The sequence below is a fragment of the Pseudomonas sp. HS-18 genome (genome assembly GCF_020401845.1).
Taxonomy (GTDB): domain Bacteria; phylum Pseudomonadota; class Gammaproteobacteria; order Pseudomonadales; family Pseudomonadaceae; genus Pseudomonas; species Pseudomonas nitroreducens.
Window position 1 is genome coordinate 4,242,805 of record NZ_CP084413.1, and the last position, 13,830, is coordinate 4,256,634.

Genomic DNA, 13,830 nt, shown 5'->3' on the forward strand with positions numbered 1-13,830 from the left:
TGAGCGCGTGAACATAGAGGTATTCAAGTAGCGAGGTTCGTCATGCTCCCTGCCCTCTTCATCTCCCACGGCTCCCCCATGCTGGCTCTGGATCCCGGCGCCAGCGACGCCCCCCTGAAACGTCTGGCCCGCGAATTGCCGCGCCCCAAGGCCATCCTGGTGGTTTCCGCCCATTGGGAAACGCCCGACCTGCGCATCACCGCGTCGCCCATGCCGGACACCTGGCACGACTTCTACGGCTTTCCGCCCGAGCTCTACGCCGTGCAGTACCCGGCCGCCGGCTCGCCGGAGCTGGCGCAGCGAGTCGCAGAACTGCTGGCCGAGGCCGGCCTGCCTGCCACCCTCGACCCCGAACGCCCGCTGGACCACGGCGCCTGGGTGCCGCTGAGCCTGATGTACCCGGAAGCCGATATCCCCGTCGTGCAGTTGTCCCTGCCCAGCCGCCTCGGCGCCCCCATGCAGCACCGGGTCGGCGCTGCCCTGCGCAAACTGCGCGATGAAGGCATCCTGCTGATCGGCTCAGGCAGCATCACCCACAACCTGGGCGAACTGGACTGGCACGCAGGCCCCGAGGTGATCACCCCCTGGGCCAAGGCGTTCCGCGACTGGATGGTGGCGCGGCTGGAAGCCGACGACGAAGCCGCCTTGTTCGACTATCGCCGACAGGCTCCCTACGCGGTACGCAACCACCCACGCGACGAGCACCTGCTGCCGCTGTACTTCGCCCGCGGCGCCGGCGGTTCGGCGATGACGGTGGAGCACGCCGGCTTCACGCTTGGCGCGCTGGGGATGGATATCTACCGCTTCGACTGACTGCTCTTTTGCAGGAGCGAGCTCGCTCGTGAACTTCTCGCTACAGCGTCGGAGTTGGGCGGTTCGCGAGCAAGCTCGCTCCTACAGGGTATGCACCGGCCGGTGCCGAAAATGAAAAAGCCCCACCAAGGCGGGGCTTTTTCATGCGCGGGAGACTGACGAATCAGTCTTCGCGATAACGACGCAGGCGCAGGGCCTTGCCGGCGACGCGGGTGTCCTTGAGCTTGGTCAGCAGACGCTCGAGGTTCTCTTCCGGCAGCTCGATCAGGCTGAAGGTCTCGCGGATCTGGATGCGACCGATGGCCTCGCGGGACAGGCCACCCTCGTTGAGGATGGCGCCCAGCAGGTTCTTCGCCTGCACGCCATCACGGGCGCCCAGGGCGGTACGGCAGCGGGCCTTGCCTTCCGACGGCGGAGCCATGGTGCGACGCTCGCCGCTGCGCTCCGGACGGTCGCCGCGCTCGGGGCGATCGCCACGTTCGCTGCGCTCGTAACGGTCACCGCTGCGCTCGCGCGGAGCGGCCGGGGTCAGCGGCTGTTCACGGCGGACCGATTCCAGGTCCAGCGCCTTGCCTTCGGTGAGCTTGGCCAGCAGCACGGCGGCCAGGGTGTCCATGTCGGTACCCAGGCGGCGGCACAGCTCGTCGCGCACGGCGCCACGGTTGGCCACAGCGTTGGCCAGCAGCGGTTGCAGGCCGGTGGCCAGGCGATTCAGGCGGGCTTCCAGCACGGTCTCGGCGTCCGGCAGGCGAACTTCGCCGACCTTCTGCCCGGTCACACGCTCGATCACCTGCAGCATGCGGCGCTCACGCGGGGTCACCAGCAGCAGGGCACGGCCTTCGCGGCCGGCACGGCCGGTACGGCCGATGCGGTGTACGTAGGATTCCGGATCGTAGGGCATGTCCACGTTCAGTACGTGGGTGATGCGCGCCACGTCCAGGCCGCGAGCAGCAACGTCGGTGGCGATGACGATGTCCAGCGAGCCATCCTTGAGGGACTCGATCACGCGCTCACGCTGCGCCTGCGGCATATCGCCGTTCAGCGCGGCGGCACGGTAGCCCTGGCGCTCGAGCAGCTCGGCGATATCCAGGGTGGCCTGCTTGGTGCGGACGAAGCCGATCAGGGCGTCGAACTGTTCGACTTCCAGCAGGCGCAGGATCGACGCCGGCTTCTGGTCGGCGTGGACCATCAGGTGCACCTGCTCGATGCGGGCGACGGTCTGGGTCTTGGCGGCGATGCGGACGTGCTTGGGTTCTTTCAGGTGGCGTTCGGCGATGCTGCGGATCGAAGCCGGCAGGGTCGCGGAGAACAGCACGCTCTGACGGCTGGACGGCATGGCTTCGAAGATCACTTCGAGGTCATCCATGAAGCCGAGCTTGAGCATTTCGTCCGCTTCGTCGAGCACCAGGCTCTTGACGGTGGACAGCAGATTTTCGTCGCGGCGCAGGTGGTCGCACAGGCGGCCCGGGGTGGCGACCACGACCTGGGCGCCCTGGCGCAGAGCCTTGAGCTGCGGGCCCATGGGGGCACCACCGTAGACGGCAATGACGCCGACGCCCGGCATCTGCTTGGAGTAGGTCTCGAAAGCGGTGGCAACCTGCAGGGCCAGTTCGCGGGTCGGAACCAGCACCAGCACCTGCGGGACACGGCGGCTGGGTTCGATCTGCGAAAGCAACGGCAGCGCGAACGCGGCAGTCTTGCCGGTACCGGTCTGGGCCTGGCCGATCATGTCGTGGCCTTCGAGGATCACCGGGATCGACTGGGCCTGGATCGGCGACGGCTCTTCATAACCGACAGCGGCAATGGCAGCGAGAACATTGGGGTGAAGACCGAGCGCGGCGAAGCCGGCGGTTTCCTGGGTCATGGGTTTTGCCTCTAAGTACATCCGCAAAGACCCAATAGCCGAGCTGCGCATGCCCTGTACGACGATGAAGTCACCCAGGCAGCTGGAAGCGGGGATTTGCGAAATGAAGATTGGAAGAATGCGTCAAGGAAGTCCGCACAGCGGACGCACAGCCCGAGCGTGAAAGCTGCGGAAAAATGCGGGATCCGAAACGAGGCCAGCGTTTGGCCGGCGCGTATCATACCGGAAAATCCTGACCGATGTGTTTCTTTTCGGAACAGGGCCGGCGAACGGTCGTCCCATAGACAACCCCGCCCCTGCCAGCTATACCGTGCAAGCCACCCGACCGGAGCCCACCCATGACCGCCAGCAGCGAACCGCGCATCACTGTCGAACGCCATGACCACGTCCTGTTGCTGGGCCTGAACCGGGTCGGGAAGCGCAACGCCTTCGACCTGGAAATGCTCACCCAACTGGTGCTGGCCTTTGGCGAGTACGAGCGCGACGACGAGCTGCGCTGCGCACTGGTTTTCGCCCACGGCGACCATTTCACCGCCGGTCTGGACCTGGCCAGCATCGGCGAGACCTTCCGCACCGGCTGGAGCATGCCCGAAGGCTCCGCCGACCCCTGGGGCACCTTCGGTGGGCGGCGCCTGACCAAGCCTTTGCTGGTCGCAGCGCAGGGCTATTGCTTCACCCTGGGCATCGAATTGATGCTCGCCGCCGACATCAATCTCTGCGCCAGCAACGCGCGCTTCGCCCAACTCGAAGTACAGCGCGGCATTTTTCCCTTCGGCGGGGCCACTTTGCGCATGCACCAGGTGGCCGGCTGGGGCAATGCGATGCGCTGGCTGCTGACCGGCGACCCCTTCGATGCGCACGAGGCCTATCGCATAGGCCTCGTGCAGGAGGTCACCGCGCCGGAAGAGCTGCTGCCCCGCGCCCTCTGGCTGGCCCAGCGCGTTGCCGCCCAGGCACCGCTGGGCATCCGCGCAACCCTGGCATCGGCCCGGAGAAGCCTCGACGAGGGCGAGGAGGCAGCTGCAAGACTGCTGCCGGCCATGGCCAGCGAACTGCTCTCCACCGAGGACGCGAAAGAGGGTTTGAATGCCATGCTGGAGCGCCGCGACGGTCGATTTCTGGGCAAATGAACGCTCGCGGAAAAAGCAAAACGGAACCATCGTGCGAAAAGCGCTATATCCAAGGTATTAAAAACCCCTGACGGGCGGTCTTAATCCTTTAGTTTTCTCTTTAAAATCAGATAGTTAAAAGTCACAAAACGACTATATACAAGTTCCAATTTCGCGCCTGAAAACAAACCTCTAGAACTGACTCCAGAGCAGCTCAGCGACGCGCCGGATACCGACCGGGCAGCCCGCTGACTGACGTTCTCATGGAGGAACTTCTCATGTCAGGCCCGATCCGTGTTTTCGCGCTTTCCCTTCTCGTCGTTGCCCTCTCCCTGCAAGGTTGCAGCAGCAAGGGCGGCAGCAGCCACCACTCTTCCGGCAGCAGTTCCGAGCAACCCGCCGACAGCGGCTCCGGCGGCGATGGCTCCGGTGGCTCTGGCGGCACAGGCGGTACCGACGGCACTGGTGGCACTGGTGGCACTGGTGGCACCGACGGCACCGGAGGAACTGGCGGTACCGGTGGGACCGGTGGGACCGGAGGAACTGGCGGTGGCGGCACGGATGGCGGCGGGACCGATGGCGGCGGCACCACCACTCCGCCGGCCAGCACCACCGGAAATATCCTGACTAACACTGGCCAAGCGGTCTCCAATGTCGGCGACACCGTCAGCACCGTGGGCGGCGTGGTGAAAACGGTTGACCTGCCGGTGCTGGGCAATGGCGTCACGCAGAATGCCGGCAGCCTGGTCCAGCAAGTCGGCGCAGGCGTGGACAGTGTCGGCACCGGCGTGACCAACGGCCTCGGCCAATTGGGCAACAACCCCAACGCAGTAGGCACTACCGTGGCTGGCGTAACCGGCCTGGTGAGCCATACCGGCGGCGCCGTGAGCAGCCTGGGTGACACCGTGGCGGCCATCGGTGATGCACCGGTGCTGGCAAACACCCCGCTCAACGGCCTGACCGGCCAGGTGGGCGGCCTGGTGGATGGTGTCGGCGGCAAGATCACCATGCTCGGCGACTCGCTCAGCGGCGCGGTCACCACCGGCCCGCTGAGCCAGTTGACCACCCAGCTCAGCGGTACCACCGCCGGCCTGGTCGGCAAAGTCGAAGAAACTACCCGCGGCGTCGGCGCCGCCACCGGACTGGGAACGCCGGTGAACAACCTGTTGACCACCGTCGGCGGTGTTGTGACCCAGACAGGCAACCAGGTCGCCAGCCAGAATCCGGCGCTGGCACCGGTCGGCGGAATCGTCAGCAATGCGGGTCAGGCAGTCAGTGCCGCCGGCGGCCTGGTCAACGGTAGCAACCCGGGCGGCGGTCTGCTCGGGGGTGTCACCGGCTCCCTGGGTGGAGCTACCGGTGGCAGCAATCCGGTGGGCGGCCTGGTCAGCGGTGTGACCGGTGCAGTGGGCGGCATCACCGGCTCCCTCGGCGGCGTTACCGGTGGCAGTAATCCGGTGGGTGGCCTGGTCGGCGGTGTGACTGGCGCGGTCGGCGGCATCACCGGCTCCCTCGGTGGCGCCTCTGGCGGCAGCAATCCGGTCGGGGGCCTGGTCAACGGCGTGGCCGGAACCGTCGGTGGCCTGACCAGCGGCCTCACCGGTGGTGGCGGCCTGGTCGCCGGCGCTGGCGTGGGCATCGGCAGCAATGCCCAGGGTTCAGGCGTGGCAGTCGGCGCTGGCGCCGGTACGACTGGCGGCACCAGCGGCCAGGGAGGCCTGCTGGGCAATACGCTGGGCGCCGTGGGTGGCGCGCTGGGTGGTGTGACCGGCGGACTGGGCGGTGGATTGGCGATCGGTACGCCCAAGCAATAATCCGATTTACGCCCATACTGTAGTAACCAGGAGCCACCCACGGCTCCTGGTCTTTTAATAAGAAGATCGGTCTCATGGAGGAGCCAGATGCGCAGACTCGCTGTCCTTCCCCTGTTGTTGGCTGCACCCTTCGCCTGGGCCGAGCGCCCGATACAGCTTCCCGGCTCCGATATCGAACAGACCCTTCCCCGCCCCAACCTCCCTGGCGGCGATATTCGCCCCAAGGCCCCCAAGGTCACAGCTCCGGAACCGTCGGCAACCCAGCCCGGACAGGTGCTCCAGCAGCGCATCCGCATCAAGCGCATCGAACTGGCCGGCGGCAAGCACTACCCCGTCGAGACCTGGAAGCCGCTGCTGGGACCACTGACCAAGCGCACCATCCAGGTCAGCGAGCTGGTGGCGGCGGCCAAGGCCATCACCCAGCGCTACCAGGATGACGGCTACTTCATCTCGTTCGCCTACGTGCCCAACCAGGACTTTGCCAGCGGCGTCGCGCGGATCGTACTGGTCGAGGGCCACATCAGCCAGGTTCGCGCTGCGGGCGACCTGGGCGTGCACCAGATGCGCGTGGACCGCTGGATCGAGAAGCTGAAAGCGGAAAAACCCCTGACCCGCGAAAGCTTCGAACGCTTCAGCGTGCTGATGAGCCGGGTGCCCGGCATGCAGATGGCCATGGCGCTCAACCCGCCCACCACCAGCGACGGTGGCGCCGTGTTGGAGCTGGCGGGCAAGCAGAAGCGCTTCGACACCGGCATGAACCTAGACTCGCGCCGTGGCGAGCAGCGCGGGCTGTTCAACGCCGAGGTGATGTCGATGCTCGGCTGGGGCGAGCAACTGCAGTTCAGCTACCTCTACCCGCCGGGCGACGACCACGAGTACTACCGCGCCTGGAACTACAGCCAGCTCCTGGGTGACAACGGCCTGCAACTGCTCGCCGGCTACAGCAAGTACAACTCGCGCCCCGGAGAGAACCTGCGTCTGGCCAGCGGCCTGGAGTTCGAGCGCAAGCGGCAGAACGAGCGGGTCAGCGCCGGACTGGGGATTCCGCTGGTGCTGCGCCGCGACCTGACCTGGGACCTCAACCTGCGCGGCTATACGGTGAACGACACCAGCCGTTACGACCTGGTCTACCCGGCCATCCCCTTCCGTATCGAGCAGAAGAGCAAGCTTCGCGTGGTAGGGATCGAAACCGTGGTCCAGCAATTCGCCGAGAAGCGCGTGCGGGCCGGCAGCGTGGCGGTTTACCAGGGCCTCAACGGCATGGGCGCGGAGACGCCGGATCCGATCAAGAAGAATTTCACCCGCCTGCTCGGCTACGGCGCCCAGCAAGACCAGTTCGGCTCCAACTGGCAGGGCGTGGTGACCGCCGCCTTCCAATGGAGCGACGACGTGCTGCCGGATTCCGAGCAGGTCACCTACGGCGGCGGAAACTTCGGCCGCGGCTACCCCGACGATCAGGCCACCGGCGACAAGGGCTGGGGCGCCGCCTATGAGGTGAACTATTCCTTCCTGCGGCAGAGTGTGGTGCTCAACCAGATCCAGCCCTACTTCGTCGTCGACACTGCGCGCACCCGCTATAACCAGGACGGTCTGAACGAAGGCAAGCTCGGCTCCGCGGCGCTGGGCGTGCGCTTCTCCGACCGCAAGCACTACCTGGTGTCGATGGAAGTGGCCAAGCCCTTCGGCGATCGGGCCCTGGACAACAACGAGCGCAGCCCGCGGCTGAACTTCGCCTTCAGCTATCAGATTCCCTGATGGCTATCCATGCAGAGAGTCACTGCGCCGGGCGCAGTGACTCGATGTAGGGGCGCAGCGAATAGCCCAGCTTCGGTTCAAGCTGGCCGACACGCTTCTTCAGGCCGCGCAGGTTCAGCTCCTGATCCAGTTCGGCGGGGACGAAGACGATCACGTTGCCTTCGGGCACCGGGCATTCCCAGTAATGCCGATTGAAGCGACCGCGCAGCAGCGCGGCACCCAGGGGTCGGCCGTCGTCGGTGCTCCACTGGTTGATCACCAGCCAGCCCCCCGGCCGCAGGCGTTCGCGACAGGCGCCGAGAAAGTCCCAGCCGATGTGCGCCGGCGCAGGTCCGGTATCGGTATAGAGATCGAGGAAGATCAGGTCGGCCGGCTCGCACCCGGCCAGCTCCTGCACGGCATCGCCGATGCGCAGGTTCAGGCGCTCATCGTCCGCCAGGCCGAGGTGCTCGCGGGCCAGGCGCGGAATGGAGGGACGCAGCTCGATGGCTTCCACTTCGTCCAGCGGCAGGTACTTCAGGCAGGCCTGGGTCAGGCTGCCGGCACCAAAACCGAGGAACAGCGCGCGGCGCGGGCGCGGATGGCACAGCGCACCGACCAGCATGGCGCGCGAGTAGTCGTACTCCAGCCAGCTCGGATCACCCGTCAGCACGCAGCTCTGCTCGACCTCGTCGCCGAACTCCAGGTAGCGGAAGGCACCGCTCTCCACGACACGGATCACGCCGAAGTCATCGCGCTCCTCGACGATCAGCAACTCTTCGCTCAACTGTTCCTCGCTCATCACCGGCTCCGGGAGGAAACTGCCATGGCAATGCGGCTCGCCGGATACGGCGAACGGCACGGATTGCCATTGAAATACAGGGGCTCGCGCACGCAATAATCCTTCGAATCAAGACGGCCACCCGCGACCGCCAGGTCGGCAAAGCCGCAAGAATAACAGCCCAAGAGGCACAACCGAGCATGCGCCAGCGTAGCGCCCTTCGCGAATCCGCCAACCGTCACTGTCTTTCGTCGGTATTCCTGCGTCAGCGCACACCTGTGCGCTGCGCGGGCGGCTGATCGCCCACCAGTGTTCCCCAGGACAAGGATGTCCCTTCTTTTCCAGCGCAAACCGCCACGGCGACCTCGCGCGAGCCATATGCCGAGCTGATACCATGGGCGGATACCGTCCATAGCCGCGAAGACCCGCCAATGAGCCTGCCCTGGAGCCCCGATAGCTGGAGAAGCAAACCGATCCAGCAACAGCCCGCCTACCCCGACGCGAACCGCGTGAGCGAGGTCGAGCGCACCCTCGCCAGCTTCCCGCCGCTGGTGTTCGCCGGCGAGGCCCGCGAGCTGCGCCGACAGTTCGCCGAGGTCACTGCTGGTCGCGCCTTCCTGCTGCAGGGCGGCGACTGTGCCGAGAGCTTCGCCGAGTTCTCCGCGGCGAAGATCCGCGACACCTTCAAGGTGCTGCTGCAGATGGCGGTGGTGATGACTTTCGCTGCCGGCTGCCCGGTGGTGAAGGTCGGCCGCATGGCCGGCCAGTTCGCCAAACCGCGCTCCTCCGGCGATGAAACCATCGGCGGCGTGACCTTGCCGGCTTACCGCGGCGATATCGTCAACGGCATCGGCTTCGATGAGAAAAGCCGCGTGCCGGACCCGGACCGGCTGCTGCAGGCCTACCATCAGTCCACGGCCTCGCTGAACCTGCTGCGCGCCTTCGCCAATGGTGGCTTTGCCGACCTGCACCAGGTGCACCAGTGGAACCTCGATTTCATCGCCAACTCGGCGCTGTCCGAGCGCTACCAGCAACTGGCCGACCGCATCGACGAAACCCTTGCCTTCATGCGCGCCTGCGGCCTGGATACCGCGCCGCAACTGCGCGAGACCAGCTTCTTCACCGCCCATGAAGCACTGCTGCTGAACTACGAGGAAGCCTTCATCCGCCGCGACAGCCTCACCGGCGGCTGGTACGACTGCTCCGCGCACATGCTGTGGATCGGCGACCGCACCCGCCAGCTCGACGGCGCCCATGTCGAAATGCTCCGCGGCGTCGGCAACCCCATCGGCGTGAAGGTCGGCCCGAGCATGGATAGCGAGGAGCTGATCCGCCTGATCGACATCCTCAACCCGGACAACGAGCCCGGCCGCCTCAACCTCATCGTGCGCATGGGTGCCGACAAGGTCGGCGACGGCCTGCCGCGCCTGATCCAGACCGTGCAGCGCGAGGGCAAGCAGGTGCTGTGGAGCTCCGACCCCATGCACGGCAACACCATCAAGGCCTCCAGCGGCTACAAGACCCGCGACTTTGCGCGCATCCTCGCCGAGGTCCGGCAATTCTTCGAAGTACACCGGGCCGAGGGCAGCTACGCCGGCGGCATCCATATCGAGATGACCGGGCAGAACGTCACCGAGTGCATCGGTGGTGCGCGGCCGATCACCGAGGCCGGCCTGAGCGATCGCTACCACACCCACTGCGACCCGCGCCTGAACGCGGACCAGTCGCTGGAGCTGGCCTTCCTCATCGCCGAAACCCTGAAGCAGGTCCGTCGCTGAACCGGACATGCGTCTCAGCAAACACCTGAGAGCTCTTCCCGCAATTGACGGGTACCAGGCGTCTACCTAGAGTGGCGCCCCGCGCGGCAGCCGCCGCGCCATGGAAACCGTCAACCAAGGAAGATTCCCGATGCAACTGCACCGCTCCCTCCTCGCCCTGCTGATCGGCGCCAGCGCCGCACTCTCCGGCTGCCAGAACATGAACACCGACAGCCTCGTGCAGTCGGGCATGATGGCCATGAAGGCCGCCACCCTCAGCGATGCTGAGATCAAGCAGGTCGCCGACGAAGCCTGTGCCAAGCAGGATGCCGAAGCCCAGATCGCCCCAGCCTCCAGCCCCTACGCGCAGCGCCTGGACAAGATAGCCGCCGCCCTGGGCAACCCGCTGACCGGTACCTCGATCAACTACAAGGTCTACCTCACCGAAGACGTCAACGCCTTCGCCATGGCCAATGGCTGCGTACGCGTCTACTCCGGCCTAATGGACCTGATGAACGACAACGAAGTGGAAGGCGTGCTCGGCCACGAGATCGGCCACGTCGCCCTCGGCCACGTGAAGAAGGCCACCCAGACTGCCTACGCAACCGCCGCCGCCCGCGGTGCCGTCGCAGCCTCGGGGAATGCCACCGTCGCCGCCCTGTCGCAATCGCAGTTGGGAGAAATCGGTGAAGCGCTGGTCAACGCGCAGTTCTCCCAGTCCCAGGAGTCGGCGGCCGACGATTACTCCTTCGACCTGCTGAAGAAGCGCGGCATCGACCTCAACGGCCTGGCCAGCGCCTTCGACAAGCTGGCCAGGCTCAGCGGCGGCCAGGAAAGCAGCATGTTCGACTCCCACCCCGGCTCGCAGCAGCGTGCGGACCACATCCGCAAACGCATCGCCAGCGGCAAGTGATCACGGACGGGCCTCTGCGGAGGCCCGTTTCGTTTCAGGCCTGCGTCAGCAGCCCCTGCAGGCGCTCGCCTGAGGGCCGCCGGCAGTTCACCGCCACCCGTTCCAGCCCGAGCCAGCGCGCCATCTCGTTCAATTGCTGCGCCAACGCGGCGTGGCCCTCTTCACCCAATCCCTTTTCCTCTTCGTGGACGGCATGCACCACCAGCTTTCCCGCGGCGCGATCGGAGCGCAGATCGACCCGCGCGGCCAGGTGCTCGTTGAACAGGAAAGGCAGGACGTAGTAGCCGTAAACGCGTTTGTGCTGCGGCGTGTAGATCTCCAGGCGATAACGGAAATCGAACAGCCGCTCGGTGCGGGCGCGCTCCCAGACCAGCGAGTCGAAGGGCGAAAGCAAGGCGCTGGCGCGCACCTTGCGCGGAATGACCGGTTCCGCCAGGCAATAGGCCGGCGCCTGCCAGCCCTGAACCTGTACGACCAGCAGATCGCCCGCCTCCACCAACTCCGCCAGCCGCGCCTTGCTGTCGGCGGGGTCCAGGCGGAAGTAGTCGCGCAAGTCCTTCTCGGTGGCCACGCCCAGAGCCTGGGCGGAATGCAGCAGCAATTGGCGCTGCGCCTCGGCCTCGTCCAGCTCGGGCTGCCGGAGCAGATCGGACGGCAGTACGCGCTCCGGCAAGTCGTACAGACGCTCGAAGCCGCGCCGCCCGGCGACCGTCACCTCGCCTGCGGCGAACAGCCATTCCAGCGCATGTTTCTCCTCGCTCCAGTCCCACCAGGGGCCGGCACGTTCCACGCGGGTAGTCAGGCTGCCGGCGCCCAGCGCGCCCTGCTCGCGAACGGCATCGAGCACCCGCTGGATCACCGCCTGTCGCTCACGCCCGAAGCGCGCCAATTGCTGATAGATACCGCGCCCTTCGGCTGCGCGACGCATGCGCCAGCGCATCAGCGGATACAGTTCGAGCGGCAGCAACGAGGCTTCATGCCCCCAGTATTCGAACAACCGACGATGCCGCCCGCCACTCCAGGCCGCCTCTTCCAGCAGCGTCGGCGAGTAGTTGCCCAGGCGCGAGAACAACGGCAGGTAATGCGAGCGCACCAGCGCGTTCACCGAATCGATCTGTAGCACACCCAGGCGCTCCAGCAGGCTGCGCACATGGCGACGCTGCACCTCGCCACCGGGCCTGCGCAGGGCAAAGCCCTGGGCGGCCAGGGCCAGGCGGCGGGCTTGCTTGAGGGACAGGGATTCTACGGTCGGCATCGTGGACTCCAGGATGGGGCAAGCCATAGAGCCTAATGCCTATTGCCGGAGCTGGCTGCATCAGGCCGACTCAGCCAGCGATCCGGGCGCCGGGAATGGCCGCGCGAAAGTGAAGACTTCCGGCGACGGGCCTTCCAGCTGTAGGCGCTCCAGGCGCTCGCGGGCCATCTGCACATCCGGAAGGTTGCCTGCGGGCAGCCACCACAGAGCGAGGCTTGGCGCGCCAAGACGCTCCATCCAGTCGCGCTTGCTGCGCAGTACCTGCAGGTGCTCTCCGCTGTAGACGTACTCCTTCAACGCCTCGACGGACTCCCAGACGGACAGGTTGACGATGATCAGTGGGTCGTCGAAGACGCGGACGGACGTGGCATCGCCCTCCTCCGTCTGCAGGCGCCAGACGAAACCAGGGCTGCGCTCGGCGAGGGCGTTGATGTGATCGAGCTGGTCAACGAAGCCCTTCATCACGGGTTGATCCAGTGGTGCGCGGGCCTTGGCGATGTTGACCTGGGCGAGGTGGTAAGGCGTGGACATAGGCTTCCTTGTCATGACGCTGATCAGACTTGCAAGAGCGGGCGACACGGTGAGGGCCGTGTCGCCCGGCAGGCTCAACGACGAACATAGTCGGCCCAGAACGGGCGCTCGACTTCCTGCTGGATATCGGCGCGACTCAGGCCAATGTCCTTGAGCGCTTCATCGCTCATGGACGCCAGCTCACGGCGCTGGCGGGCCAGTTCGTGCCAATGCAGGACACGTTGCACGGCACGCTTCCACAGCGGTGCGGCCGCGATTTTGTGAACATGGTAGGACGCTGCTACGAAACCGATTTGACCTTTCATCTTGCTTCCTCCCTGTGGGGTTGGATGCAGTTTCCTGCTCGCGCTAAGATCAATCCAACGAATCATTCTTATGCGAACCATCTCGGAGATTGATGAATGAGCAGTTTCCCCAGCATCGACAGCGAACTGCTGCGCACCTTCGTCGCCATCGCCGACCACGGCGGCTTCACCCGCGCCGCCGAGATGGTCAACCGCACCCAGTCGGCGGTGAGCATGCAGATGAAAAGGCTGGAAGAAGACGTGCTGGAACGCAGCCTGTTCGAGCGCGACGGCCGCCAGGTGCGCCTGACGCCGGAAGGCCAGATCCTGCTGGGTTACGCGCGGCGCATCCTGCGGTTGCAGGGCGAGGTGTTCAACACCTTCCGCCAGCCGCACATGGTCGGCTCGGTGAAGATCGGCACGCCGGACGATTATGTGATGCGCTTCCTGCCCAGCATCCTCTCGCGCTTCGCCGAGGCCTACCCACTGGTGCAGGTCGAGGTGCATTGCGACTCCTCGGCGCAACTGCTGATGCGCAACGACCTCGACCTGTCCATCGTCACCCGCGAGCCGGGCACCGAGATCGGCCAGCTGCTGCGCCAGGAAGACTTCGTCTGGATGGCCGCGGAGAGCTTCTGCCCGCAGGACCAGCGCCCGCTGCCGCTGGCGATGTTCAACACCGCCTGCTTCTGCCGCGCCTGGGCCTGCAACGCCCTGGAGGCGATGGAAGTGGACTATCGCATCGCCTACAGCAGCCCGAGCCTGTCGGCCCTGTTCGCCGTGGCCAATGCCGGACTGGCGGTGACCGCGCAGCTGCGCAGCCTGCTGACCGGCAACCTGCGCATCATCGGCGAAGACGAAGGGCTGCCGGTGCTGCCCAACGCCAGCATCGTGCTGCTGCGTGGGCAGAAGATGACGCCGGTGACCGACAAGCTCGCCGAGTACATAGTCGAGGGCTTCAAGTCCTGACGATCA

Annotated in this window: 11 protein-coding genes and 1 pseudogene; 7 read left to right on the forward strand and 5 right to left on the reverse strand. The window is 66.0% G+C overall.

Features of this window, described 5'->3' with window-relative positions; genetic code table 11:
* Positions 1–42 precede the first annotated feature (42 nt).
* Complete coding sequence (locus tag LDJ84_RS19655) at positions 43–813, forward strand: DODA-type extradiol aromatic ring-opening family dioxygenase (protein ID WP_054909675.1); 771 nt, start codon at positions 43–45, stop codon at positions 811–813.
* Positions 814–976: 163 nt separating this feature from the next.
* Here the strand turns inward: LDJ84_RS19655 and LDJ84_RS19660 are convergent.
* Positions 977–2,712: pseudogene (locus LDJ84_RS19660) on the reverse strand (DEAD/DEAH box helicase).
* Positions 2,713–3,015: 303 nt separating this feature from the next.
* Here LDJ84_RS19660 and LDJ84_RS19665 point away from each other — a divergent pair.
* The 3 genes from LDJ84_RS19665 (at position 3,016) to LDJ84_RS19675 (ending at position 7,355) form a co-directional block, all read left to right on the forward strand.
* Complete coding sequence (locus tag LDJ84_RS19665; RefSeq protein ID WP_084357342.1) at positions 3,016–3,807, forward strand: crotonase/enoyl-CoA hydratase family protein; 792 nt, start codon at positions 3,016–3,018, stop codon at positions 3,805–3,807.
* Between the two features lie 257 nt (positions 3,808–4,064).
* Positions 4,065–5,600, forward strand: coding sequence for a collagen-like triple helix repeat-containing protein (locus tag LDJ84_RS19670; protein WP_263987021.1), 1,536 nt, complete (start codon positions 4,065–4,067; stop codon positions 5,598–5,600).
* Between the two features lie 87 nt (positions 5,601–5,687).
* A complete protein-coding gene (locus tag LDJ84_RS19675; protein WP_226045308.1) occupies positions 5,688–7,355 on the forward strand; it encodes a ShlB/FhaC/HecB family hemolysin secretion/activation protein in 1,668 nt (555 codons plus the stop codon).
* Between the two features lie 19 nt (positions 7,356–7,374).
* Here the strand turns inward: LDJ84_RS19675 and LDJ84_RS19680 are convergent, their stop codons facing one another.
* Positions 7,375–8,136, reverse strand: coding sequence for a spermidine synthase (locus LDJ84_RS19680; RefSeq protein ID WP_037007103.1), 762 nt, complete (start codon positions 8,134–8,136; stop codon positions 7,375–7,377).
* Between the two features lie 410 nt (positions 8,137–8,546).
* On the opposite strand from LDJ84_RS19680, the gene LDJ84_RS19685 reads away from it, so the two are divergent.
* Positions 8,547–9,893, forward strand: a complete 1,347-nt coding sequence (locus LDJ84_RS19685; protein WP_024764544.1) for a class II 3-deoxy-7-phosphoheptulonate synthase — start codon at positions 8,547–8,549, stop codon at positions 9,891–9,893.
* Between the two features lie 130 nt (positions 9,894–10,023).
* Positions 10,024–10,785, forward strand: coding sequence for a M48 family metalloprotease (locus LDJ84_RS19690; protein ID WP_024764543.1), 762 nt, complete (start codon positions 10,024–10,026; stop codon positions 10,783–10,785).
* Positions 10,786–10,819: 34 nt separating this feature from the next.
* Here the strand turns inward: LDJ84_RS19690 and LDJ84_RS19695 are convergent, their stop codons facing one another.
* The 3 genes from LDJ84_RS19695 to LDJ84_RS19705 form a co-directional block, all read right to left on the reverse strand.
* The gene (locus LDJ84_RS19695) at positions 10,820–12,040 is read right to left on the reverse strand and encodes a winged helix-turn-helix domain-containing protein (RefSeq protein WP_024764542.1); all 1,221 of its coding nucleotides are present in this window, start codon (positions 12,038–12,040) and stop codon (positions 10,820–10,822) included.
* A 60-nt stretch (positions 12,041–12,100) separates the two neighbouring features.
* Entirely contained in the window at positions 12,101–12,571 is a 471-nt protein-coding gene (locus tag LDJ84_RS19700) for a DUF3291 domain-containing protein (RefSeq protein WP_024764541.1), read from the reverse strand.
* A gap of 74 nt (positions 12,572–12,645) precedes the next feature.
* Positions 12,646–12,876, reverse strand: coding sequence for a DUF1127 domain-containing protein (locus tag LDJ84_RS19705; protein WP_024764540.1), 231 nt, complete (start codon positions 12,874–12,876; stop codon positions 12,646–12,648).
* A gap of 96 nt (positions 12,877–12,972) precedes the next feature.
* On the opposite strand from LDJ84_RS19705, the gene LDJ84_RS19710 reads away from it, so the two are divergent.
* Positions 12,973–13,824, forward strand: coding sequence for a LysR family transcriptional regulator (locus LDJ84_RS19710; protein WP_024764539.1), 852 nt, complete (start codon positions 12,973–12,975; stop codon positions 13,822–13,824).
* Positions 13,825–13,830: the final 6 nt, after the last annotated feature.